Source organism: Kitasatospora sp. NPDC093102 (genome assembly GCF_040683915.1).
Lineage (GTDB): Bacteria > Actinomycetota > Actinomycetes > Streptomycetales > Streptomycetaceae > Kitasatospora.
This window is the reverse complement of the sequence record NZ_JBFBFA010000006.1, coordinates 157,633-181,704: the sequence shown is the minus strand read 5'-3', so window position 1 is coordinate 181,704 and position 24,072 is coordinate 157,633. Positions and strand designations below refer to the sequence as shown.

Sequence of the window (24,072 nt, the reverse complement as noted above, 5' to 3'; positions counted from 1 at the left end):
CCGGCAGCGTATCCGGTGGGCCCGCCGCCCAGGCGCTTTCGCCACCGTGCGCCCATGTTTCGCCCGGAGGGAACGCCGCGGCCCCGCGGCCGCGTTGAGCGGGCATGGGGTTGATCGCGGGTGTGGCGGCGGCGGTCGCGGCGGTGCTGGGGCTCGTGCTGCTGGCGGCGTGGCAGGTCTGGGGCGAGTCCTCGTCGCGGCCGCGAGGACGCGGACCCGGGGCCGGGACGGGCGTCGGCGGGCTGGAGGAGCTGCACGCGCTGTTCAGCCCCGGCAAGCAGGTGCAGGTCGAGCAGAAGCGGGAGCAGCTCGCGCAGCGGGACGACGCGCAGGCCGGAGCGCCGCCGCACCTCGGCGTGGACCTGGACCAGGGTGTGGCGGTGCTGCCCGGCGGGGCCGGGGGGGGCGGGCGCCCGGACCCGCGCCGCGCACGGGAATCCGAACGGGTACGGCTGGTCAGGCGCCCCGGGAGACGGGCGTTCAGGCGCCCCAGGTGCGGGAATAGAGGACCAGCCGGTAGCCGTCCGGGTCGGCGACCGTCACGCCGCACTCGTCCCAATACGGGTTGTGGGCCTCGACCCGAGTGCCGCCGGCCTCTTCCAGCCGGGCGACCAGGGCTTCGCCGACCGGAACGCCGAGTTAGACCACGAACAGGTCGTCCACCGTCGGGGTGGGCTCCAGCGGCCGCTCAGGGTCGTGCGTCAGCTCGAAGTGCCAGCTGCCGCCGGGCGGGCCGACCATCAGCAGGTCGTGCTTGCCGGACACCCGCTCGGTGCTGCGCCACTGCACGGCGAGGCCGAGGCCGTCGACGTAGAAGCGCTCGGCCGCCGCGAGGTCGCGTGAGGGGCGGGCGATCCGGACCCGCATGGTGGAATCGATCACGCTGGCGACCATAGCCGATGCCACTGACGGCGAACCATGCTGTGCGGCTGGGCTGTGGACCGGCCGTCAGATCCGTCGCAGGCGCTCCTCGCCGGAGGTCCGCGAGCCGGACGGCCATGGCGGCGACGGAGGCACTGACAGATGACAGATAACAGATGACAGATTTCGAAATCTGTCATCTGTCGGCTGTTGGCCGTCATCTGAAATCCGTCGGCTGAACCCCGTTCGCCGCCCGCCGTCGATCGTCCGCCTCCGGCCGTGCACCCACCGTCCACCACCCGGTCCGCCGCCGCCCCCTTACTCCACTCGTGGGAGAGTGGTTGCAGCGAAGGGAGCGCGAAAGTGCTGATGGACAAGGTGGCGGAGATACTCGCCGAGGCGTCGGCCGAGGCGGTGGAGCCGCGCTTCCGGGCGCTGGCCGCCGGCGAGGTGATGGAGAAGGCTCCCGGCGAGGTCGTGACTGTCGCCGACCGCGAGGCCGAGGCGATCATCGCCCGCCGGCTGCACGAGCTGCTGCCCGTCCCCGTGGTCGGCGAGGAGGCGGTCGCCGCCGACCCGTCGCTCGCCCGGGCCCTCCACGACGAGCCCGCCGTCTGGCTGGTCGACCCGGTGGACGGCACCGCCAACTTCGTCGCCGGCCGACCCGAGTACGCCGTGATGTGCTCCCTGGTCCGCTCCGGCCGGACCGTCGCCTCCTGGATCTGGCAGCCCGCCACCGCCACCACCTACTGCGCCGAACTGGGCTCCGGCGCCTGGCGCGACGGTGTACGCCTGACCCGCCCCCCGGCGCCGAAGGACGCCGCGAAGCTGCGCGGCTCGGTCAAGAGCCGCTACCTCGACGACGAGCACCGCCGCCGGCTCCAGGACAACATCGCGGCCTTCGGCGAGATCTCCCCCGGCCGGCACGCCGCCGGGATCGAGTACCCGGACGTCATCGAGGGCCGCTTCGACTTCATCCTCTACTGGCGCACCCTCCCCTGGGACCACGCCCCCGGTTCCCTGCTGGTCACCGAGGCCGGCGGCGTCTCCGCCCGCCTGGACGGCGCCCCCTACCGCCCGGAGGCCCCCGGCTGCGAGGACGGTCTCCTGGTCGCCGCCGACCCCGACACCTGGGAGCTCACCCGGTCGATCCTCCTGGGCGACTGACCCCGGGGCTCTGCGCGCCGGGAGCCGCCGCACACCTGGCCGCACACCCGTTGCCCTGCCCGCCCTACCCCGCCCGCTCGCCCGCCACCTTGCGGCCGGCGCCCACCACCTCCCGCAGCAGCGCGCCGACCTCCCCCACCGTGGTGTGGGGGTTCAGCAGCGTGAGCTTCAGCCGGACCCGGCCCGGGCCGTCGCCCGGGAGTTCGGTGCGGCCGATCACCGCCCGGCCGGTGCGCAGCAGCAGGCGCCGCAGGCGACCGTTCATCTCGTCCAGCACCGCCTCGTCCGTCGCACCGGGCGGCCGGTAGCGGAAGAGGACGGCAGTGAGCACGGGCTCGGCGTGGAGTTCGAGCGCCGGGTCGGTGCGGACGGCGTCCGCGGCGGCGCGGGCGAGGTCGTGGCAGCTGTCGACCAGCCGGCCGAGTCCGTCGCGTCCGAGGGTGCGCAGGGTGACGGCGAGTTTGAAGGCGTCGGCCCGGCGGGTGGTGCGCAGCGAGCGGCCGAGCAGGCTGGGGTAGCCGGCCTGCTCGTCGTCGACCGGGTTGAGGTACTCGGCGCGGCGGGCGAGCGACGCATAGGTCTCGGCGCGGCGCACCAGGAAGACCCCTGCCGCGGCCGGCTGCCAGCCGATCTTGTGCCAGTCGAGGGAGACCGAGTCGGCGCGGGCGATGCCGTCGAGCAGTGGGGCGAGCCGGTCGGAGAGCAGCGCCCCGCCGCCGTACGCGGCGTCCACGTGCAACCAGGCGCCGTAGCGTCCGGCGAGGTCGGCGGTGGCGGGTAGCGGGTCGATGGCTCCGGTGTCGGTGGTGCCGGCGGTGGCGACCACGGCGATCGGGGTCCGTCCGGCCCGGCCGGCCTCGGCCATCGCCCGTTCCAGTTCGTCCTCCCGCATCCGCAGTCCGCGGTCGACCGGGACGGGGATGACGGCCCGCTCGCCGAGGCCGAGCAGGGCGGCGGCGCGCTGGACGGAGAAGTGCGCGGCCTCGGAGGCGAGGATGCACGGCCGGACGCCGGCCGGGATGCCGTCCAACTCCACGATGCCGTCGAGCTTCTGGTCGCGCGCCAGCATGAGCCCCATGAGGTTGGACTCGGTGCCGCCGGAGGTGAGGACGCCGGCGGAGCGCTCCGGGTCGTAGCCGACCAGCCCGGCGATCTCGGCGAGCAGTGCGCTCTCCAGGGCGGTGGCGGCGGGGGCCTGGTCCCAGGAGTCCTGGGAGGGGTTGAGGGCGCTGACCGCGAGGTCGGCCGCGGCGGCGACGGCGAGCGGCGGGCAGTGCAGGTGCGCGGCGCAGGCCGGGTCGGCGGGGTCGGCGGCGCCGTAGGCGAGCAGTTCGGTGAGCCGGGCGAGCGCGCCGGGTCCTTCACTGGTGGCCAGCGCGTCGTCGACGAGTGCGGCGATCTCGGCCGGGCTGCCCGCCGGAAGAGGTCCGGAGCGCATGGCGGTGCCCGTCTCCAGCGAGTCGAGGACGGTGGCCAGCAGTGGTCCGAGCGCGCCCGGCCCGGCCGCGCCGCCCGCCAGGGCGTCCGCGGCGAAGCCGTCCCCGGGGAGCCGGGCGAAGCCGTCCCCGGGGAGCCGGGCGGTGCCGTCCCCCGGGAGCCCCGCGGGGCCGGGGCCGGGCGCGCTCACCGCTGCCCCCGAACCGCCGACGGACTCGTCGGACCCTGCGCCGCCCCACTCGCTGCCCCACCTGCCGGCCCGCGCGCGGAGGCCGCTGCGATCGCCTCCGCCAGCCGCTCCAGTACCGCCGCCACCTGCTCGTCGGTGATGGTCAGCGGCGGGAGCAGCCGCAGCACCGCGTCGTGGCGCCCGCCGAGCTCGACGATCAGCCCCCGCGCCAGGCACTCCTCCCGGACGCGCACCGCGAGCGCCGGGTCGGCCGGTCGGGCGCCGCACGCGTCGGGCTCGGCCGCCGGGTCGACCAGTTCGACCCCGAGCATCAGTCCCCGGCCGCGCACGTCGCCGATCACCGGCAGTTCGGCCGCGAGCCCGCGCAGCCGGGCCGCCATCCGCTCGCCGACGACGGCGGCCCGCCCGGCCAGTCCGTTGGCCGCGACGTGGCGCAGCGTCGCGGCCCCGGCGGCCATGGCGAGGGTGTTGCCGCGGAAGGTGCCGGTGTGGGCGCCGGGTCGCCAGCCGTCGTAGTCCTCGCGGTAGACGACGACGGCGAGCGGCAGGCTGCCGCCGATGGCCTTGGAGAGGACCATGGCGTCCGGGACGATGCCACTGTGCTCGATCGCCCACATCGCGCCGGTCCGGCCGACTCCGGTCTGCACCTCGTCGACGATCAGCGGAATGCCGCGCTCGGCGGTGATCCGGCGCATCGCGCGCAGCCAGCCGTCCGGCGCGGGGACGACCCCGCCCTCGCCCTGGACGGCCTCCAGGATCATCGCGGCGGGCGCCACCACGCCGCCCGAGGGGTCGTCCAGCAGCCGCTCCACGTAGGTCGCGGCGAGGTCGGCGCCCGCCTCGCCGCCGACCCCGAACGGGCAGCGATAGCCGTACGGGTAGGGCAGCCGGGCGACCTCACCGCCGCTCGGCAGCGGCTCCTTGACGGCGATGTTGCCGGTGAGCGCGAGGGCACCGGCGGTCATGCCGTGGTACGCGCCGGTGAAGGCGAGCGCGCCGGAGCGGCCGGTGGCGGTCTGCATCAGCTTGAGCGCGGCCTCGACGGCGTCCGTCCCGGCCGGTCCGCAGAAGTGCACCCGCGCGCGGGCGGCGAACTCCGCCGGCAGGCTCTCGAACAGCGCGCTGGTGAAGTCGTCCTTCTCGGCGGTGGCGAGGTCGAGCAGGTGCAGCGGGGCGCCGCTGTCGAGGGTGCGGCGGATCGCCTCCAGCACCACCGGGTGGTTGTGGCCGAGGGCGAGCGTGCCGGCACCGGAGAGGCAGTCCAGGTAGCGCCGTCCGTCGGCGCCCTCGACGGTCATGCCGTTGGCACGGACCGGGACGATCGGGAAGGAACGGGCGTACGTTCTGGCGGCGGACTCGCGGACGCGCTGACGGCGCAGGATGGCCTCACCGGCGGCCGGGGCTCCGGAGGCGGCCTGGACGGGTACGGCGGCGAGCGACACGAGAGACCCCCAGGGGAAGTTAGGTAAGCCTAACTTTACTGATCCCGACCTGGCGGAATGTTCTCGGGGCCCCGAAACCACCCGAGCGAGTGAACCTCCCGCGGTTCCTCCAACGAGCGCCGCGCGGAGAGGTCACGGCGCGGGGCCCCGAAACCCCGCCGACCGCCCCGGCCCGACCCCGCCCCGCCGACCGCCCCGGCCCGGCCCCGCCCCGCCGACCGTCAGCCCTGCCCCCGCCACCGGTAACAGAGCTCCGGCCGCCCGACGCTCCCGTACTGCGGCTCCCGCACCGCGCACCCGGTCTCCACCAGGTGCTCCAGGTAGCGCCGCGCGGTGATCCGTGAGACCCCGGCGGCGGCGCCCGCGGCCGCCGCCGACAGCCCGGTGGCCGCCTCGCGCAGCACCGAGGCGACGGCGTCCAGGGTGGGCGCGCTCAGCCCCTTGGGCAGGGTGGTGCGCTCCGGAGTGCGGAGCAGGGCGAACGCCTGGTCGACCTCCTCCTGTCCGGTCGCCTCGCCGGTGCGCCCGAGGCTGTCACGGTAGCGGGCGTAGCGCTCCAGGCGGTCGTGCAGGGCGGCCGCACTGAACGGCTTCAGCAGGTACTGCACGACCCCCGCGGAGACCGCCTGCCGGACCATGGCGAGGTCGCGGGCCGAGGTCACCGCGATGACGTCGGCGCCGTGGCCGGTCGCGCGCAACGTGCGGCAGAGCTGGAGCCCGTGGCCGTCCGGCAGGTAGAGGTCCAGCAGGATGAGGTCGACGGGCGTCCCGGCGGCGCGGGCCCGGTCCAGGAAGCGCAGCGCGTCGGCGCAGCTGTGGACCGCCCCCGCGGCGTGGAAGCCGGGCTCCCGCCGGACGTACAGGGTGTGCGCAGCGGCGGCCACCGGGTCGTCCTCGACCACCAGGACGGAGATCCCCGCCGCGGCGGCGGTGTCGGCGGCGCCGCTCACACCAGGGCCCCTTCCTGCTCCCGGCCGGTGGTCTCCCGCGGCTCGCCGGCGGATTCCCCCGCCCCGCCGGCGGGCCCTGCCGTCTGCCCGCCCAGCGGCAGCCGCACGGTGAGCACCGCGCCGCGCTCCCGCCCGACCTCGACGGTGCCGCCGTTGCGCCGGGCGGTCTGGGCGACCAGCGCCAGCCCGAGCCCGTGCCCGCGACCGTCCTGCTTGGTGCTCCAGCCTCGCCGGAACACGTCCTCGACCGCGCCCGGGGCGATCCCCGCACCGGTGTCGGCGACCCGCAGCAGCAGGCAGTCACCGTCCGCCCCCGCACCATCGCCGCCGCAGTCCCGACCGCCGCAGTCCCGACGGCTGGCGATCCGCGCCGTGACGGTGACCTCCGGCGGGACGGCGCTCCCGGCCGCACCGGCGATGGCGGCGTCCACGGCGTTGTCGATCAGGTTGCCGAGCACGGTGATCAGGTCCCGCGCGGAGAGCCCGGGCGGCAGCACCCCGTCGTCGATCCGGCTGTCCTCGGTGAGGGTCAACTCCACGCCCCGTTCGGCGGCTTGGGCCGCCTTGCCGAGCAGCAGCGCGGCCAGCACCGGCTCACTCACCGCCGCGACCACCCGATCGGTGAGCTGCTGGGCGAGTTCGAGCTCGGCGGTGGCGAACTCCACCGCCTGCTCGTGGCGGCCGAGTTCGATCAGTGAGACCACCGCGTGCAAGCGGTTGGCGGCCTCGTGCGCCTGAGCGCCGAGCGCCTCGGTGAAGCCGCGAACGGAGTCCAGCTCGCCGCTGAGCGCCTGGAGTTCGGTGTGGTCCCGGAGGGTGACCACCCGGCCGAGCCCGGTTCCGGTGCCGATGGTGGAGGTGTTCAGCACCACGACCCGCTCGGCGGTCAGGTGCACCTCGTCCCGGACCGGCTCCTCCCCCAGCACGGCCGCTACCAGCGCCTCCGGCAGGCCCAGCCCGGCCACCGGACTGCCTTCCAAGTCGCCTGCCAGACAGAGCAGTTCACGGGCGGCGTCATTGCACAGCACCACCCGGTGCGAGCGGTCCAGCAGGACCAGCCCCTCGCGCACCGCGTGCAGGGTGGCCTGGTGGTACTCGTAGAGGTGGCTCAACTCGTCCGGCCCCATCCCGTGGGTGTGCCGCCGCAGCCGGGAGTTGGCGAGGTAGGTGCCGACACCGCCGACCGCGAGCGCGGCCACCGCCACCCCGACCAGGGCGAGCAGCGGACCGCTCAGCTGCGCGGAGATCGACTCCACCGTGAGGCCCGCACTGACCAGCGCGACCACCCGGTGCCGGTCGTCCCACACCGGGGTGACCACCCGCACCGACGGGCCGAGCGTGCCGGTGTACGTCTCGCTGCGGGTCTGCCCGGCGAGCGCCCAGTCGATGTGCCCGAGGTAGGTCCGACCGATCTGCTCGGGCAGCGGGTGGGTCCAGCGCACGCCGTCGGTGTCCATGACGGTGATGAAGGAGACCCCGGTGTCGGCCCGCACCTGCTCGACGTACGGCTGGAGCACCGCGGTCGGGTCCGGACCGGCGACCGCGGCCCGGACGGACGGCGAGTCCGCGACGGCGTGCGCGACCGCGGTGACCTGACGACGGGCGGCATCCTCGGTACGGCCGGCGGTGAAGAGGTACGCGAGCACCGCGCCGCCGGCGACCACGGCGGCGACGATCACCACCTGGACCACGAACAGCTGCCCGGCCAGGCTCCGGACGAGCCGCCGGGGGAGGCATCGGGGCAGGCGGTGGGGCAGGCCCCGGGGCAACCGCCGGGGCGCACGGCCCGGCGGCCGGCGCGAGCGGCGGCGCGGGGCGGTGGGGGCGGCGTGCTGGGACATGCCTGCCAGTGTGCACCACGCTCCCGGGCGATCACAGAGCCCGTCCGGCCCGCATCGTTCGCGAGCCCGCCATCCGGACCACCCGCACCGTTCATGAACTCTATGAACGCAAACGTGGCCTGCGTCACCTCGGGGCCCATAGTTCGGAGCGGCCCATCCCCCGGGGCCGCCAGGACTGCACGGCAAGGGAGCCGCAGATGTCGATCACTGGAGCCGCCAAGGCGGCGGGACCCAGACCCAAGGACAGGACCCACTACCTCTACATCGCGGTGATCGCCGCGGTGATCGCGGGTGTGGTGGTCGGTCTGGCCGCCCCCGGCTTCGCCGTGGAGCTGAAGCCGGTCGGCACGGGCTTCGTCAACCTGATCAAGATGATGATCAGCCCGGTGATCTTCTGCACCATCGTCCTGGGCATCGGCTCGGTGACCAAGGCCGCGAAGGTCGGCAAGGTCGGCGGCCTCGCCATCGGCTACTTCCTCGCCATGTCGACCGTCGCGCTGGCCATCGGCATGGTCGTCGGCAACCTCCTGGAGCCCGGCGGCGGCCTCCACCTGACCGCCGCGCTCGCCAAGTCCGGCCACGCCCAGGCGGCCGCCGGCGGCGCCCAGTCGACCACCGACTTCCTGCTCGGGATGATCCCCGAGACCCTGCTCTCCGCCCTCACCCAGGGCAAGGTGCTCCAGACCCTGCTGGTCGCCCTGCTCATCGGCTTCGCACTCCAGGCGATGGGCCAGGCCGGCGCGCCGGTGCTGCGCGGGATCGAGCACGTGCAGCGGCTGGTCTTCCGGGTCATGTCGATGATCATGTGGGTCGCGCCGATCGGCGCCTTCGGGGCGATGGCCGCCGTGGTCGGGGCCACCGGCACCGCCGCGCTGAAGAGCCTGGCCGTCATCATGATCGGCTTCTACGTCACCTGCGCGCTGTTCGTCGTCGTGGTGCTGGGCACGCTGCTGCGCCTGGTCGCCGGGGTCAACGTGTTCACGCTGCTGAAGTACCTCGGCCGCGAGTTCCTGCTGATCCTCTCCACCTCCTCATCCGAGAGTGCGCTGCCCCGGCTGATCGCCAAGATGGAGCACCTGGGCGTCAGCCGCCCGGTCGTCGGCATCACCGTGCCGACCGGCTACAGCTTCAACCTCGACGGCACCGCCATCTACCTGACCATGGCCTCGATCTTCATCTCCGAGGCGATGGACAAGCCGATGTCGCTCGCCGAGCAGCTCTCGCTGCTGGTCTTCATGGTGATCGCGAGCAAGGGCGCGGCCGGTGTCACCGGCGCCGGACTGGCCACGCTCGCAGGCGGACTCCAGTCGCACAAGCCCGCGCTGGTGGACGGCGTCGGCCTGATCGTCGGCATCGACCGCTTCATGTCGGAGGCCCGCGCGCTCACCAACTTCGCGGGCAACGCCGTCGCGACCTTGCTGATCGGACACTGGACCGGCGAGCTCGACGCCGAGCGCGCCCGGCGGGTGCTGGCCGGCGAGCTGCCGTTCGACGAGCTGACGCTGGTCGACGCCCACGGCGGGCCCGCCTCCGTCTCTGACGACTCCACGGCCGCCGCCCCCGAGGCCGTCCCCACCCAGGGCGTCGCCCCCGCCGGCGTCTGAGCCCGGCAGCGACCCTCGCACTCCCCCGGTCCGGCGCCTCCCACCAACCCCCGGAAAGGCGCCGGACCGGGGGTCTTCGTCTTCCCGTCCGGTCGCCTTCCCGTCCGGACGGGCTCTTTCACCCGACCGGGCTCCGGACCCGTCACAGCTCCTGGGAGCCGCTGACCACCCAGGCCACCCCGCTCACGGGGTCCTCCAGTGCGACATGCAGATGGTGCAGCCCGGCCGACGGCTCCTGCCAGGTGAAGCAGCGCATGCGGGCCACCAGCGCATTCACCTCGCCCCGGTCCACCTCGCCCGCCCCGTCCGGACCGTCCGTTCCGGCCATGGCGGCCATCGCGGCCAGGGCCCGCCACAGCCCCAGCCGCCCGTGCGCGCATCCCTGCGTCCGCCCCACGGCGCCGGCCCGCACCAGCGCCGGGTAGGCGAGCGCGAACGGCAGGTGGCCGCCGACCACCCGCCGGTCGCGGGCCACCAGGGCGGCCGCCGCCAGGGCCTGACCGCGGACGCAGGCCGTCTGCGCCCACGGCGCGAGCGCGCCCAGCCCGGACAGTGCCCGGGTGACCCGCGGCCCGCCCGGCCGCCCACCCCATCGCCCCGCCGGGGGAAGTTCCACCTCGCCCAGGCCCTCCCGGCTGGCCGGCAGAGTCAGTAGCGCGCTGCGCGCGCCCCCGCCGGGCAGGTACTCGCGCACCCGGGCCGCCTCGTCCCAGCCCGCCGCCTCCCACGACTCCAAGCACAGCGGCACGCCCTCCGGATCGGGCTCGGCCTCGTGCGAGAGGTCCTCGCCGAGCAGTGCCCGGGTGTGCGCGACCAGCCGTCGCACCCGGGCCGGGCCGAGCAGCGGGGACAGCCGCAACCAGGAGTGCCGGGTCGCCAGCACCTCCCAGAGCGGGCCGGCGTCGTGGTCGGCCACCCCGGCAGCCGTTCCCGCACCGCCGTCCCTGTCGAAGAGCCGGACGGCCAGCTCGGGCGGCGCCGCGTAGGCGATCAGGTGGCCGAGCGGCGCCGTCAGCACGGCCGCGGCTTCCTCCCCCGCCTCCGCCACGGCCGCCGCCCGGCCCTGCCGGTAGGCGGTGAGCAGCTCGGGCCAGCGGCCGTCGTCGGCCAGTGCGCGCAGGCGGCCGTCCTCGTACGTGATCACGATTCGCAGGGTACGGGCCGGGGTGGCGCATCAGATGACTTGCCGTCAGTTCGGTGCGTCGGAGCGGTGACCCCCTCCACCGCCGCGCCCTCAGCTCCGCTCGCGCTCGCGCTCCCGTTCGCGCCCCGCCTGCCGCTCCCATTCGCGTTCCCGCTGGAGGACGGCGCGCAGCCTGCCGTGGGCGCGGCGCCGGGTGACGGCCAGCGTGCTGCGGTGCAGCCCGAGCAGTTCGGCGGCCTCGTCGACGCTGTAGCCGTCGAGGTCCACCAGGACCACCGCACGGGCCTGCTTGACGGTGAGGAAGCCCAGCAGCCGGAGCACCTCCCAGCGCGCCTGCAACTCGGCCATCCCGCCGGCCCGCGGATCGGGCGCCCCCCGGCCCCGCTCGCCGGCGCCGCCCGCCTCCGGCACCTCGGGCATCGACACCTGCCGGCGCTCCCGGCGCCACTGGTCGCGCAGGATGTTCACCATCGTGGTGAACGCGTAGGCGTACGGCTGCGGATGGCCGAGGAAGCGCTCCGGCCGGCGGGCGATCCGGAGGTACGCGTCGTGGACAACGTCCCCGGCGCCGACCGGACCGCCGGCGAGGGAGGCTGCCGCCTGGTGGAGCCTGGGCAGCAGATCCATGAACACCCGGTTGAATTCGGCCGATTGACCGCCGCTCCCACTCGGACCGAAGTCCGTTTCCCGTCCGCCGCCCACATTCCGACCGCTGCAGTCCGCCATGCCGCTCTCCCCGGAAATCGGCACCCCGAGCACCCGGTCCGGCCGCAGGGGCCGCGAGCCAACCGGACGACTTGTGACACAGGTCACATCATAGTTCGTCGTCTCACCATGCGCAGTCATTCGTGCGCAATACGTCACCAGTCGTGCGGGGGGCGGGACTTGACCCCCCGTACGGACGTCCCGGCAGGCGGGACACTCCACCCGACGAGAAACCCTCAGCAAGGAGAACGACCGTGCGAGGTTGCATCGCCAGGAAGATCGCCACACTCGGACTGGCCACCGCGGCCGCTCTGGGCGTGCTCGGGACCACCACCCAGCCGGCCGCGGCGGCGGCGATCCGGGACCAGACCGTCACCCCCGGAACTGCCGCGACCTGGAACACCATCGCGGCCGAGGCCTACCGCTGCGCCATCACCGCCGACTACGGCTGGCGCTGGGAGGGCTACTGCTACGTCTACTCCGGGCGACTGCGCACCATCACCTACTGCGCCGACGGCTCGCACACCACCGGCCTGTGGATCGGCGCGCGACCGCAGGCCTGGTCGGCCTGGGGCAAGTGCCCCGGATCCACCTGGACGAAGATCGCGTTCCAGTGGCACAGCTGAGCCGCTGACCGAGCCGCAGGTGCACCCCCCGACCGAACCCCTGACCGAACCCCCGACGCACCCAGCCGCCGAACGGGGCGGGTGACGAGCAACAGGCAGCAGACGGCAGCCGACGATCGACGCCCGACAGATGACAACTGACAGCTGACAGATTTTGAAATCTGTCAGCTGTCAGTTGTCAGCCGCAAGCTGTCCGCCCGGTCGGCCCTCCCGGCGCCACCTCAGCCCACCGGCGAGGCGTCCGCGAGCAACCGGGCGGCGTGCACCCGACCCGCGTGCTCGACCAGGTTGATCAGCACCTCCTTGCCCGAGGCCCGGCGACGCGCGTCGCACAACAGCACGGGCGTGCCGGCGTCCAGGTCCAGCGCGCGGGCGACCTCCTCCGGGCCGAACTCCCGCGTCCCGGCGAAACGATTCACCGCCACCACGAACGGAATGCCCCGGTGCTCGAAGAAGTCGACGGCCGGGAAGCAATCGGTCAGCCGGCGGGTGTCGGCGAGCACCACCGCGCCGAGCGCCCCCTGGGCCAGCTCGTCCCAGAGGAACCAGAACCGGTCCTGCCCCGGGGTGCCGAACAGGTAGACCGCCAGTCCCTCGCGGATGGTGATCCGGCCGAAGTCCATCGCCACCGTGGTGGTGGTCTTCCGCTCCACTCCGTCCAGGTCGTCCACGTCGCGTCCGGCCTCGGTCAGCCTCTCCTCGGTGCGCAGCGGGCGGATCTCGCTGACCGCGCCGACCAGCGTCGTCTTGCCGACCCCGAAGCCGCCCGCCACCAGGATCTTGAGCGCGAGCACGGTGCCGTCGGGATCCTCGGCATCGAACGGATCCGGCGCGCTGCACGGATCGGACGGGCCGAAGGGACCGGGCGGTTCGGACAGCCCGGACGGTACGGACGGGTGGTCAGAGTGCACGGAGTCCACGGATGACCTCCTGGAGGATGCGCTCGTCGGGGAGCAGGGCGGGCGGGACGGGACGGCGGACCCGGATGAGCCCGGCCGCCAGCAGGTCACCGAGCAACACCCGCACGACGCCCACCGGCAGGTCGAGCTCGGCGGCCAGCTCGGCCACGGACAGCGCGGTGCCCCGGCACAGCGCGAGGATGCGCGCCTGTTCCGGGCCGACCGGCGGCTCGGGCGCGTCCGGCACGAGTGCCGGGTCGGGCAGCTCGGCGAGCACCACGGCGATCAGGTCGAACTGCTGGTCCCCGGCCCCGGTGCGCCCCCGGGTCATCGCGTACGGGCGGACCAGCGGCCCGGCCTCGTCGTCGTACCAGCGGGCCCGGTGGGCGGCGGCGAGCGGGTTGCGGGGCCGCTCGTCGGGTTCGGCCCTCGGGTGCTCCGGATGTCGCCCCCGGTACGGGCGGGGCACCGGACTCACCGGCCGCCCACCGCCCGCGGCGGGGTGCCCAGGTGCTCCCCGACCCGGCGGACCAGTCTGGCCATCTCGTAGGCGATCAGGCCGAGGTCGGCCCGGGCGGTGGCGAACACGGCGAGGCAGGTGCCTTCCCCGGCCGCCGCGACCAGCAGGTAGCCGCCCTCCAACTCGACCATGGTCTGGCGGACTTCGCCTGCGTCGAAGTGCCGGCCTGCGCCCTTGGCCAGGCTGTGGAAGCCGGAGGCGACGGCCGCCAGATGCTCTCCGTCCTCGCGTGCCAGTCCGGCCGAGGTGCCCATGGCCAGGCCGTCGGCGGAGAGCATCACGGCGAAGCGGAGCTCGGGGGCGCGCTGGACCAGCTCGTCGAGGAGCCAGTTCATCTCCCCCGCGCGGTAAGTGGTGGCGATCACGGACGCTCTCCTTCGGGTCGGGACGAGGGTTGGGGGTGACGCGCCCGCGGCGGCTGCGGGGGGCCGGCGGGCTGTCCGTCCCGCCGGCCCTCCGGGTACAGGCCGCGTGCCCATCCGCTCTGGAAGGCGGACATTGCCGCCCGCGCCTCCTCGGGGCTGCGGCCCGCGGCGCCGAATCCGTCGCCGGAGCCGGGCTCAGCGGAGCCGGAACCAGAACCGGAAGCGAAGGCGGCGGCAGCCGTACGACGGCTGTGCGCGGTCGGACGGGCCGGGGCCTCGCGCAGCTGGGGCACAAGGCTCGCCTGACGGGTCCGGCGCGGCAACTCGTCGGGGCCCGGGTCGGCTCGGTGACCGTCCGATCGGTGACCATCCGATCGGTGACCGTCCGATCGGTGACCGTCCGAACCCGGCCCGGGCACCGGCTCCGAACGGGGTTCCGTACGGTGCGAGACCGCGCCGTACGGCTGCGGCGGTCCGGACTGCGGACGGGCGGCCGCACCCGCGCCCCCGTCCGCAGCCGGACCGGCCGCCCGGGCGCCGGAGGCCCGGAAGGGGGCGCGGCGCACCGGCCCGGGGTCACTGCCCCGGGCGCCGAACGGCAGCAGTGCCCCGCCCTCCGGCGGCGGCCCACCCGCCGCCGGAAGCCCGTCGTCTCCCCTGCCCCGCAGGTGCTCCCGGTACCTCGGATCGCCGGTCAGGCCGCCGGTCGGATCGCCACTCGGGCCGCTGCCCGAACCGCCCGTCGGGCCCTTCGCATGACCGTGCACCGGCGCGAACTCCCGCTCCGGGTCGTCCTGCTGCGCCTGCTCGGTGAACACCGGCTCAGCCGGCCCCGCCCCGACTGCCGCGCCACCCGGCATCGCTGCCGGCGGTGGAGGCGCGAGCGGTTCGAAGCCGTACCGCAGGTCCTCCGGATCCACCGCCGCCGCTTCGTCGGCCAGCAGCATGGTCGGCAGCAGGACCACCGCCGTGGTGCCGCCGTACGCGGAGGTCACCAGCGAGACCTTGACGTCCTGCCGTCGGGCGAGCCGGCTGACCACGAACAGGCCGAGCCGGTCGCTGTCGAAGAGGTCGGCCTGCTCGGCCGCGGTGATCCGGCGATTGGCCGAGGCCAGCACCTCCGGGCCCATGCCGAGGCCGCGGTCCTCGATCTCCAGCGCGAAGCCGTTGCCGACCCGTTCGCCCCGGATGTGCACCCGGGTGTGCGGCGGGGAGAACCCGGTGGCATTCTCGACGAGTTCGGCCACCAGGTGGGTGAGGTCGGCGACGGCTTGGCCGACCACGGCGGCGCGCGGCAGCGGGTGCACCTCGACCCGGGCGTACTCCTCGACCTCCGAGACGGCCGCGCGCACCACGTCCACCAGCGGGACGGGCCGGCGCCAACCCCGGCCGGGGGCCGCCCCGGAGAGGATGATCAGGCCCTCGGCGTGCCGGCGCATCCGGGTGGTGAGGTGGTCCAGCCGGAACAGGTCGGCCAGCTCGGACGGGTCGTCGGTGCGGCGCTCCATCGCGTCCAGCAGCGTGAGTTGGCGGTGCACCAGGACCTGGCTGCGGCGCGCGAGGTTGACGAACACACCGGAGACCCCGGAGAGCACCTCGGCCCGTTCGACCGCCGCCGTGACGGCCGCCCGCTGGACGGTGCCCAGCGCCCGGTGCACCTGGCCGATCTCGTCGCCCCGCTCCACCGGCCTGGGCGCCTCGGCCTCGATGTCCACCTCCTCGCCCGCGCGCAACTTCCGCATGGTCGCAGGGAGTTTGCGGCCGGCGAGCTCAAGTGCGGAGTTGCGCAGGCCGATCAGCTCGGTGACCAGCCCGCGCCCGATCTGCACCGAGATCACCAGTGAGGCCACCACGCCGACCAGACCGAGCAGCACGGCCGTCCCGGCCGGGGTGAACAGGCCCAGGGCGTAGGGGTCCTGGCGCTCGGCGGCGATCCGTCCGGCCTGGTCCTCGACGGTCCGCAGGGCGCCGGCCACATTGCCCGCGACCATCGCCCAGCGGTCGGCCGGCACCGCCGCGACCGCCGCCCGGCCGTCGGCGGCCGTCCGCACCTTGTCCTCGTACCCGGCCAGCTCGCGGTGGTCCTGGCCGCCGGTGACGGCGAGCAGCGCCTCCCGGTCGACGGGCCCGAGGTCGGCGGCGGCGCCCCGCTCGAACTCGCGCCGGGCGAAGGCCGCGCCGGCGAACTCCCGCAGCCGGTCGTCGCCGAGCCCGCCGGACAGCTGGGCGGCGCGCAGCAGCGCGTCCTCGCGGGCGAGCAGCTCGCGGGACCGGGCCAACTCCAGCAGCACCCGCGCGTCGGCGGCCACCTGGCGGTCCTGGAAGGGCGTGACGGCACCGGCGGCGGCGAGCGCCCGGTCCACCGCTTCGCCGTACGCGGCGTACGCCTCGGGCCAGCCGACGCTCCTGGCCAGGACCCGGTCGCGCAGGACGGGCAGGGCGGCGAGCGAGCTGCCGAGGGCGTCCAGCCGGGCGGCCGCGTCACCGGCCAGGCCTTGGGCGTCGGCACGGTTGTAGCCCCGGTCGGGGTGGCGGGCGTCCGGGAACAGCGGAGTGAGCGCCCGGTCGGTGACCGCCGCCGCCTCGCGCAGGGCGCTCTCCCGGGCGGCGGTGGGGGCGGTCGCCGGGACGGCCAGCAGCTGACCGACGGCGGTGCGTTCGGCCTGCAGCCCGGCGACCGTCTCGGCGACGGGGGTGAGCAGCGTGCGCTGGGCGTCGCGCTGGCGCAGCAGGTCCCAGACGCCCCGGGCGGTGGTGACGGTGGCGAACCCCCACAGGGCGATGACGGAGACGACCGGGACCATCAGCAGGGCGATGATCCTGGCGCGGACGGTCCGGGGGCGCAGCCCGCGCAGCCACGGGCCGGGGCGCGGCGCACGGGCGGGCGGCCCGGCATGGGCACCCCGACGGATACCGGGGGCGGTACCGCGGTCATCTCGCATGGGTGAGGAGCCTTTCGGGCGGGGAGAGCGGGCGGGTGGAGGCGCGGGCGGGGTGGGCGGAGGCGCAGTGGGACGGAGGCCGGGAAGGCGCCGCCGGGGTGGGTGCGGCTCGGGCGGCCTGGGATGCGGCTCAGGCCGCGTGGTCGCGCCACTCCGCGTCGTGGTGCCCGGCCACGGCCGGGGCGGGCTCGGGCCGGGTGGGTTCGGGGTGCGGGGGCGCGCCGGGGAGGTCCTCGATGGCCGGCTCGCCCGCCTCCCGGTAGCCGACCCGCTCCTGGGCGGTCGGCGAGAGCGCCACGAACGCCGAGGCGAGGAAGAGGAACGAGCCGAGGCCTACGGCGAGCGGAAAGACGAACTCCATCGGGCTGGCCCCGCCGAGACCGGTCCGGGTCGGCACCAGCTGGACGTGGACGGCGGCCATGCCGGTGTAGTGCATGCAGCTGACGGCGAGGCCCATGGCCATCGCGGCGGCCGCGGCCGCGTACACGTTGCGGATGGTGACGGCGGCCCAGAGCGCGGCGGTGGCGGCACCGACCGCGACCAGCACGGACAGCGCGACCGTCGCGGCGTCGTAGTGCAGCCCACCGTGCATCCGGACGGCGGCCATGCCCAGGTAGTGCATCGCGGCAACGCCGAGGCCGGTGGTGACGCCACCGGCCAGCAGGGAGAGACCGCGGTGCCGGCCGTAGCAGACCACGGTCAGGCCGAGGCCGGTGACCAGCACCGCGACCACGAGGCTGAGGACGGTCAGCGGGACGTTGTAGCGCAGCTCGGTGCCGTCGACGGCGAAGCCGAACATGGCGACGAAGTGCATGGTCCAGATGCCGGAGCCGATCGCGGCGGCGGCCGTCATCAGCCAGTTCCGCCGGGCCGGGCCGCTCGCGGCCAGGCCTCGCAGCGTGCAGCGCAGCCCCAGGGCGGCGCCGGCGCAGGCCATCAGGTACGAGAGGGCAGGCGTCAGCCAGCCGAGGCTGAGATGGTTCAGGGTGCCCATGGGACCTCCGGTCGACCGGTCGGGCCCGGGGCGGTAAGCGGTGCGCCCGGGCTCCCCGGGCCGGGCGGACTGCATACGAATGGCATATGCCAACCGCATGTGCGCTTCCGGTCTGGGGTGCCTGGGACGCTATCGAGGGGCCGGAATCGGTCAGACAAAGATCTGAAAAGCTGCCCGCAGGACGGGGGTGGTGTGTTCGAATGGCCCTGTCGTATGCCCAGCGGGCGGCGAACGGCGAACAACTCACAGGCGACGGCACACGAACGACAGCGGACAGATAACAGAGTCTGAAATCTGTTATCTGTCCGCTGAACTCTGTCCGCCGAACTCCGTCGCCCGTCGGCTGCCCGCCGAACCGCCGCCCGTCTGCCGTCTGCCTGCTGTCAGCCGCCCGCCGTCACCCGGATCCGCATCGGGCTCGCCGCCCGCAGCGTGATCCCCTGGGCGAGCGCCACCCGCCGGTCCACCGCCTCCACCTCGAAGTCCCGCAGCAGCACCCCCAGCGTCAGCACCGCCTCCAGCATCGAGAAGTGCTGCCCGATACAGGCCCGCGGCCCGCCGCCGAACGGGAACCAGGCGTAGCGGTGCCGGGCCTGCTCGGCCTCCGGCAGGAAGCGGTCCGGGTCGAACCGCTCCGGGTCCGCCCAGTGGTCCGGGTGCCGGTGGGTGACCAGCGGCGCGACGACGACCTGCGCCCCGGCCGGGATCACGTACCCGTCGATGACGGTCTCCGCGACCGCCCGCCGCCCGCCCAGGGCCGCCGAGGGGTAGAGCCGCATCGCCTCCTTCAGCACCCGGGTGATGTACGGCAGCGCGTCCAGGTCCGCCGCCGTCGGCGCCCGCCCGGCCAGGACGGTCCGCGCCTCCTCCCGGGCGAGCCGCCGCTGCTCGGGGTGGATCGCCAGCAGGTGCAGCGCGAAGGCCAGTGCGGTGGCCGTGGTCTCGTGCCCGGCGAGCAGGAACACCAGGACCTGGTCGCGAAGTTCGCCCGGGTCCAGGCGGTCGCCGTTGTCGTCGCGGGCCCGCCCGAGCAGGGTGAGCAGGTCGTCCACGTACTCGTCGCCGCCGCCGCGCGCGGCCCGTTCGGCGATGATCCGGTCGCAGACCCCATACAGCGCCCGCTGGGCCTCGGCACCGCGCCGGTTGGCCGGGGTCGGCCAGGTGCGCGGGAGGCGGACCGGAGCGTAGCCGCGCTCCGCCACGTACTCGCCGAGCACCGGGAAGCTGCGGTGCACCACCGCCACCGCCTTCTCCACGTCGGCGCCGAAGAGGATGCGCGCGACCGCCCGCAACGCGAACCGGGACATCTCATCGGCGGCGTCCACCACCCCGCCGGGCACCGCCCGCCAGCGCTCGGTGAGCGACTGCGCCTCCTGCGCGAGCGCGCCCGCGTAGCCGTCCACCCGGCGCCGGGTGAACAGCGGCTGCACCATGCGGCGCTGGCGCTGGTAGTCGGCGTCCTGGCTGGTCAGCAGCCCGTTGCCGACGCTGGTCCGCAGCTCGTCGTAGAAGGAGTCCTCCTTGCGGAAGTTGGCCGCCTCGCCGGCCAGCACCTGGCGGACGCCGTCCGGCGAGAACACTCCGTAGAAGTCGGACCGAAGCCCGGGCGGCCCGGCCTGGAAACGCACCACGTCGCCGTGGTCGCGGCGGGCCGCGAGGTAGCTGCGCAGCGGGCGGCGGGTGAGGTCGAACAGCGATCCGACCAGGCGGTTCCCGGCCGGGACGGGTATCGCGGAGGTGGGGGCGGGCACGAGGCCGCGGACGGGAACGGGGACGACTTCGGTGGCCATCGGCACTCCTTCTGTCCAGGGATGCGCCCGCCGGCCCTACCGGCGGGCAGCCGGCACCCGAAAGGAGCCGCGCCCGGACCCGCCCGACCGGGCAGGCCGGCCCGGTCGGATCCGGACCCGTCTCACTCGTATTCGGTGCCCCCCTTGCGGGTCAGGTAAGCGTCGCCGACCACCTTGGCGATCGCCCGCCCGCCGAGCACCGGGCTCCAGCGCTCCGTGACCGGCCGCACCACCACGCCCTCCCGCAGGTGCAGTCCACGTCCTGAGACGGTCTCCTTGCCCCGGGCGAACCCCAGCACGGTCTCCGGGTCGAACGGCCCGCGCCACAGCTCGGGCACCAACGGCAGCTCCCCGTCCAGCAGTTCGGCTGCCGACAGCCAGTTCAGCTGTCCGTCCACCAGGACCGACACGTCGAAGGCCGCGTAGCCGGGCCGCTCGGTGCGCGCCGAGGCGCCGTAGCCCAGGTCCTGCACGCCTTCGCCGAACACCTCGCCGAAGATGCCGACCCGCTCGGCCCCGAGGCGCTCCGCCAGCCGGGCCGCCACCGCCGGGACGTCGTACCCGCGCACCGCCCGCCAGTACAGGTTGCGCGCGTCCTCGGCCAGCGCCAGCCCCTGCGCGCCGATGCCCTTGGACGACACCTGCACCTCGCCGGTGGTGGCGAAGTACGTGACCAGGCAGCAGCTGCCGTGCAGCTTCTCGGTCAGCACCACCGGCTCGCCCGGCTCGAAGGCGTCGGGGTAGCGCTCGAGGTTCTCGATGTCCACCCAGGGCAGCAGGTCCGGCGCGCTGACCACGTCACCGCTCATCGACGTCGGCACCGGCGGCTGCCACTTGACGACCCCGAGCAGCTCGGCGAAGTCCTCGCCCCGCTCGGCCGCGGCGGCCAGGTCGGTGCCGGCGAGCGCGTCGGGCCGGCAGACGATGCCCTGGGACAGCTCGCCGCGCAGCCGTACGGCCTTCACCCGGTTCGCCCGGGCACCGGCCAGCTTGCCGGTCAGTCCCAGCTCCTCGATCAACTCCTCGGGCAGGAGGGACTGTTCGGGGATGTAGACGGCATGGTCTCCGGTCCGGTACGCACCCTTCGCGACCACCGCCCGGTAGAGGCCGACCTGGGCGAGCTCCAGGGCATCGGCGTTCGGGTGCTCCAGGATGATCAGCTTCTCGGCGGTGACGCGCAGCGTGGACATGGACGGACTCCTCCCCTTGGTTCGGCCGCGGCGGTGCATCCGACCGACCCGGCCGTGTGTACGGACGGCGACCACTCTGGCCGCCCGACCGCCCACGGCGCGACGCAATTTCCGCACGCCCCTGCCGCCCCCATCTGCTGCACCACCCCCGCTGCCCCACGCACTCCGCACGCGCCGGGCCGCCCCCGTCAGACCCGTTCGAGCCATCCCACAGCAGCCCGGAGGCCCGCACCCGCCCCCTCCTGTGCGAACCGACAGGGGATTTATCGCTTGCATTTGCGGCACTATGATCGCCGTAATGGCCGCACCTGCGACCAGTCCCTCGCGCCCCTTCCGGCGCGCACCCCGGAGGGGAAGCACCGATGAGCACCCGTACGCCCGCCACCCGCAGACTCGCCGTCGCCGCCGCTGCGGCCCTCGCCCTCGGCCTCGGGGTCACCGCCTGCGGCAGCGACGGCGGCAAGTCCTCCGGTTCCACGGCCTCCTCGGACGCCTCCGCCGCCGGCAGCGGCGTCCCGAAGGCCTCCGGCACCATCACCGTCTTCGCCGCCGCCTCGCTCAAGGAGACCTTCACCGAGCTCGGCAAGAAGTTCGAGGCCGCCAATCCGGGCACCAAGGTCACCTTCAACTTCGGCGGCAGCTCCAGCCTCGCCACCAGCATCAACTCCGGCGCCCCGGCAGACGTGTTCGCCGCCGCCAGCCCGGCCACCATGAAGACCGTGACGGACGCGGGCGGCGCCGCCGGACAGCCGACGACCTTCGTCAGGAACACGCTCACCATCGCCGTCCCCAAGGGCAACCCCAAGCACGTCGCGGGCCTCAAGGACCTCACCGCCTCCGGCGTGAAGGTCGCCCTGTGCGCCAAGGAGGTGCCGTGCGGCGCCGCCGCCCAGACCGCGCTCAAGGCGGCCGGCCTCGACCTCACCCCGGTCACCCTGGAGCAGGACGTCAAGGGCGCGCTCACCAAGGTCGAACTCGGCGAGGTCGACGCCTCGCTGGTGTACCGGACCGATGTGCAGGCCGATGCCGCGAAGATCGACGGTGTGGACTTCCCCGAGGCCGACAAGGCCGTGAACGACTACCCGATCGCCGCGCTCGCCAAGGCGCCGAACAAGGACGGCGGCGCCGCCTTCGTCGCGTACGTCCGGTCGCCCGAGGCCAAGCAGGTGCTGACCGCGGCGGGCTTCCAGGCGCCGTGAGCGATCGCACCGCCGGCCTCGGGGACAACCGCCCGGGCCGGGACCACCAGTCGCGGACCGCCGACAGCGGCCCGGCAGGACCCGCGCAGACCCTGCCGCGCCGCCGCCCGCGCCGTCGCCCGGGCACGCACCGCGTCCCGGTCACCCTGCTGCTCCCGGCGCTTCTCGGACTGGCGTTCCTGATCCTGCCGCTGGTCGGGCTGCTGATCCGGGCGCCGTGGAGCGGCCTGTCCGCGCAGCTCACCAGCACCGCCGTGTGGGACGCGCTGCGCCTGTCACTGATCAGTGCGACCGCGGCCACCGCGGTGTCGCTGGTCCTCGGTGTCCCGCTGGCCTGGCTGCTCGCCCGCACCGAGCTGCCGGGCCGGCGGGTGATCCGGGCTCTGGTCACCCTGCCGCTGGTGCTGCCGCCGGTGGTCGGCGGCGTGGCGCTGCTGCTGGCGCTCGGGCGGCGCGGCATCGTCGGCTCCTGGCTGGACTCGGCCTTCGGCATCACGCTGCCGTTCACCACCACCGGGGTCGTGATCGCCGAGGCGTTCGTGGCGATGCCGTTCCTGGTGATCAGCGTCGAGGGCGCGCTGCGGGCTGCCGACCCCCGCTACGAGGAGGCCGCCGCGACCCTGGGCGCCTCCCGGCTGACCGCGTTCCGGCGGGTCACCCTGCCGCTGATCGCTCCGGGGATCGCGGCCGGGGCCGTGCTGGCCTGGGCCCGGGCGCTCGGCGAGTTCGGTGCGACGATCACCTTCGCGGGCAACTTCCCGGGCCGCACCCAGACCATGCCGCTGGCCGTCTACCTGGCCATGGAGTCCGACCCGCAGGCGGCGATCGCGCTGTCGCTGGTGCTCCTGGTGGTCTCCGTGACCGTCCTGGTCGGCCTGCGCGACCGTTGGCTGTCGACGCCATGACCCCGCCCGCACGCGTCCCCTCAAACGCCGTGTCGGGCGCCACCTCGGGTGCTTTCCCGGGCATCACCTCGGACGCGGTTGCGGTCGCGCCCCCGGCCACTCTCTCGGACACTCCCCCGGACACCTGGATGCTGCCCCGATGAGCACCGAAAACCTCTCCGGCCCCGCCCTGGACGCCCGTCTGCGGGTCGAGCGCGCCGCGTTCGCCCTCGACCTCGCCCTCACCGCCGCCCCCGGCGAGGTGGTGGCGCTGCTCGGCCCCAACGGCGCCGGCAAGTCCACCGCCCTGCGCGCCCTCGCCGGACTGCTCCCGCTCACCGGCGGCCACCTGCGCCTGGACGGCCGCCTCCTGGAGGACCCGGCGCAGCGTGTGCACACCCCGGCCGAGGAACGGCCGGTCGGCGTGGTGTTCCAGGACTACCTGCTGTTCCCGCACCTCAGCGCGCTCGACAACGTCGCCTTCGGCCCGCGCTGCCAGGGCCGCCCCAGGCGCGAGGCACGGGCCGAGGCGGCCGACTGGCTGGAGCGGATGGGCCTGGCCGACCACGCCTCGGTCCGCCCCGGCCGGCTCTCCGGCGGCCAGGCCCAACGGGTGGCGCTCGCCCGCGCCCTCGCCGTACGCCCCCGGCTGCTCCTGCTGGACGAGCCGCTGGCCGCCCTGGACGCGCGCACCCGGCTCGACGTACGGGCCCAACTGCGGCGACACCTGGCCGAGTTCGAGGCGGTGGCGGTGCTGGTGACGCACGACCCGTTGGACGCCATGGTGCTGGCCGACCGGCTGGTGGTGATCGAGGACGGGCAGGAGGTGCAGTCCGGCAGCCCCGCGGAGGTCGCCCGGCGCCCGCGCACCGACTACATCGCCCGGCTGGTCGGGCTGAACCTGTACCAGGGCCGGGCCGAGAGCACCCGGGTCACGCTCCCGGACGGAACGGTCCTGGCCACCACCGAGGAGCTGGACGGGCCGGCCTTCGTCGCCTTCCCGCCCTCCGCCGTGACCCTGTACCGGGAGCGCCCGCAGACCAGCGCGCGCAACCTGTGGAAGGCCGAGGTCACCGGGCTCGACCTGCACGGCGACCAGGTCCGCGCCGAGCTCTCCGGCGAGCTGCCGATGGCCGCCGACCTCACCCCGGCCGCCGTCGCCGAGCTGGAACTGGCGCCAGGCGTCGCGGTCTGGGCCTCGGTCAAAGCCACCCAGACCCACGCCTACCCGGCCTGACAGCCCGTCGGAGGCATCACCTCGGCGGGGCCACTCCGACGGCTCGACGAACCCCGACTCGTACGCAGCGATCACCCCCGCCGCC

19 protein-coding genes and 2 pseudogenes are annotated in these 24,072 nt (G+C 74.8%); 7 read left to right on the top strand and 14 right to left on the bottom strand.

What is annotated here, in order from left to right; genetic code table 11:
• Nucleotides 1-104: 104 nt before the first annotated feature.
• Nucleotides 105-374: pseudogene (locus AB0O11_RS11495) on the top strand (DUF6191 domain-containing protein); the annotation flags it as partial.
• Between the two features lie 106 nt (nt 375-480).
• Here the strand turns inward: AB0O11_RS11495 and AB0O11_RS11490 are convergent.
• Nucleotides 481-894: pseudogene (locus AB0O11_RS11490) on the bottom strand (VOC family protein).
• Between the two features lie 336 nt (nt 895-1,230).
• Here AB0O11_RS11490 and AB0O11_RS11485 point away from each other — a divergent pair.
• On the top strand, nt 1,231-2,028 hold the full coding sequence (locus AB0O11_RS11485) for an inositol monophosphatase family protein (protein WP_363384719.1): 798 nt from the start codon (nt 1,231-1,233) through the stop codon (nt 2,026-2,028).
• Nucleotides 2,029-2,092: 64 nt separating this feature from the next.
• Here the strand turns inward: AB0O11_RS11485 and AB0O11_RS11480 are convergent, their stop codons facing one another.
• The 4 genes from AB0O11_RS11480 to AB0O11_RS11465 all read right to left on the bottom strand — a co-directional run bounded on the left by AB0O11_RS11480 (nt 2,093) and on the right by AB0O11_RS11465 (nt 7,888).
• Nucleotides 2,093-3,655 carry a pyridoxal-dependent decarboxylase gene (locus AB0O11_RS11480; protein ID WP_363384340.1) on the bottom strand — a complete coding sequence of 521 codons (1,563 nt, stop codon included), beginning with the start codon at nt 3,653-3,655 and terminating at the stop codon, nt 2,093-2,095.
• Entirely contained in the window at nt 3,652-5,097 is a 1,446-nt protein-coding gene (locus AB0O11_RS11475; protein ID WP_363384337.1) for a diaminobutyrate--2-oxoglutarate transaminase, read from the bottom strand. Before AB0O11_RS11475 ends, AB0O11_RS11480 begins: the two co-directional genes overlap by 4 nt.
• Nucleotides 5,098-5,318: 221 nt before the next feature.
• Nucleotides 5,319-6,047: a response regulator gene (locus AB0O11_RS11470; RefSeq protein WP_363384334.1), complete on the bottom strand. Its 729-nt coding sequence runs from the start codon at nt 6,045-6,047 to the stop codon at nt 5,319-5,321.
• Nucleotides 6,044-7,888: an ATP-binding protein gene (locus AB0O11_RS11465; RefSeq protein WP_363384332.1), complete on the bottom strand. Its 1,845-nt coding sequence runs from the start codon at nt 7,886-7,888 to the stop codon at nt 6,044-6,046. The genes AB0O11_RS11470 and AB0O11_RS11465 overlap by 4 nt, the downstream gene beginning before the upstream one ends.
• A 197-nt stretch (nt 7,889-8,085) precedes the next feature.
• Between AB0O11_RS11465 and AB0O11_RS11460 the strand changes: the two genes are divergently transcribed.
• Nucleotides 8,086-9,492, top strand: a complete 1,407-nt coding sequence (locus AB0O11_RS11460; RefSeq protein ID WP_363384329.1) for a cation:dicarboxylase symporter family transporter — start codon at nt 8,086-8,088, stop codon at nt 9,490-9,492.
• Between the two features lie 142 nt (nt 9,493-9,634).
• Here the strand turns inward: AB0O11_RS11460 and AB0O11_RS11455 are convergent, their stop codons facing one another.
• Together AB0O11_RS11455 and AB0O11_RS11450 are read right to left on the bottom strand one after the other, a co-directional pair.
• Nucleotides 9,635-10,636: a hypothetical protein gene (locus tag AB0O11_RS11455; protein ID WP_363384327.1), complete on the bottom strand. Its 1,002-nt coding sequence runs from the start codon at nt 10,634-10,636 to the stop codon at nt 9,635-9,637.
• A gap of 90 nt (nt 10,637-10,726) precedes the next feature.
• Complete coding sequence (locus AB0O11_RS11450; RefSeq protein ID WP_363384716.1) at nt 10,727-11,338, bottom strand: RNA polymerase sigma factor; 612 nt, start codon at nt 11,336-11,338, stop codon at nt 10,727-10,729.
• A 257-nt stretch (nt 11,339-11,595) separates the two neighbouring features.
• Here AB0O11_RS11450 and AB0O11_RS11445 point away from each other — a divergent pair, with 257 nt between their 5' ends.
• Nucleotides 11,596-11,967 carry a hypothetical protein gene (locus tag AB0O11_RS11445; RefSeq protein ID WP_363384325.1) on the top strand — a complete coding sequence of 124 codons (372 nt, stop codon included), beginning with the start codon at nt 11,596-11,598 and terminating at the stop codon, nt 11,965-11,967.
• Between the two features lie 221 nt (nt 11,968-12,188).
• Here AB0O11_RS11445 and AB0O11_RS11440 read toward each other — a convergent pair whose 3' ends face one another.
• The 7 genes from AB0O11_RS11440 to AB0O11_RS11410 form a co-directional block, all read right to left on the bottom strand.
• Nucleotides 12,189-12,761, bottom strand: coding sequence for an ATP/GTP-binding protein (locus AB0O11_RS11440; protein WP_363384713.1), 573 nt, complete (start codon nt 12,759-12,761; stop codon nt 12,189-12,191).
• Nucleotides 12,762-12,867: 106 nt separating this feature from the next.
• A complete protein-coding gene (locus AB0O11_RS11435) occupies nt 12,868-13,197 on the bottom strand; it encodes a DUF742 domain-containing protein (protein ID WP_363384711.1) in 330 nt (109 codons plus the stop codon).
• Between the two features lie 143 nt (nt 13,198-13,340).
• Nucleotides 13,341-13,721, bottom strand: a complete 381-nt coding sequence (locus AB0O11_RS11430) for a roadblock/LC7 domain-containing protein (RefSeq protein ID WP_363384708.1) — start codon at nt 13,719-13,721, stop codon at nt 13,341-13,343.
• A 26-nt stretch (nt 13,722-13,747) separates the two neighbouring features.
• On the bottom strand, nt 13,748-16,693 hold the full coding sequence (locus AB0O11_RS11425) for a nitrate- and nitrite sensing domain-containing protein (protein ID WP_363384322.1): 2,946 nt from the start codon (nt 16,691-16,693) through the stop codon (nt 13,748-13,750).
• A 130-nt stretch (nt 16,694-16,823) separates the two neighbouring features.
• A complete protein-coding gene (locus AB0O11_RS11420; protein WP_363384319.1) occupies nt 16,824-17,687 on the bottom strand; it encodes an MHYT domain-containing protein in 864 nt (287 codons plus the stop codon).
• A gap of 383 nt (nt 17,688-18,070) precedes the next feature.
• A complete protein-coding gene (locus AB0O11_RS11415) occupies nt 18,071-19,477 on the bottom strand; it encodes a cytochrome P450 (protein ID WP_363384316.1) in 1,407 nt (468 codons plus the stop codon).
• 122 nt (nt 19,478-19,599) lie between these two features.
• Nucleotides 19,600-20,667 (bottom strand): RNA ligase (ATP), encoded by a 1,068-nt coding sequence (locus tag AB0O11_RS11410; RefSeq protein WP_363384313.1) that lies wholly within the window; start codon nt 20,665-20,667, stop codon nt 19,600-19,602.
• A gap of 362 nt (nt 20,668-21,029) precedes the next feature.
• Between AB0O11_RS11410 and modA the strand changes: the two genes are divergently transcribed.
• The 3 genes from modA to AB0O11_RS11395 all read left to right on the top strand — a co-directional run bounded on the left by modA (nt 21,030) and on the right by AB0O11_RS11395 (nt 23,987).
• Complete coding sequence (gene modA, locus AB0O11_RS11405; protein ID WP_363384310.1) at nt 21,030-21,866, top strand: molybdate ABC transporter substrate-binding protein; 837 nt, start codon at nt 21,030-21,032, stop codon at nt 21,864-21,866.
• A 92-nt stretch (nt 21,867-21,958) separates the two neighbouring features.
• Nucleotides 21,959-22,771: an ABC transporter permease gene (locus tag AB0O11_RS11400; protein WP_363384705.1), complete on the top strand. Its 813-nt coding sequence runs from the start codon at nt 21,959-21,961 to the stop codon at nt 22,769-22,771.
• Nucleotides 22,772-22,910: 139 nt separating this feature from the next.
• The gene (locus AB0O11_RS11395; protein ID WP_363384307.1) at nt 22,911-23,987 is read left to right on the top strand and encodes an ABC transporter ATP-binding protein; all 1,077 of its coding nucleotides are present in this window, start codon (nt 22,911-22,913) and stop codon (nt 23,985-23,987) included.
• Nucleotides 23,988-24,072: the final 85 nt, after the last annotated feature.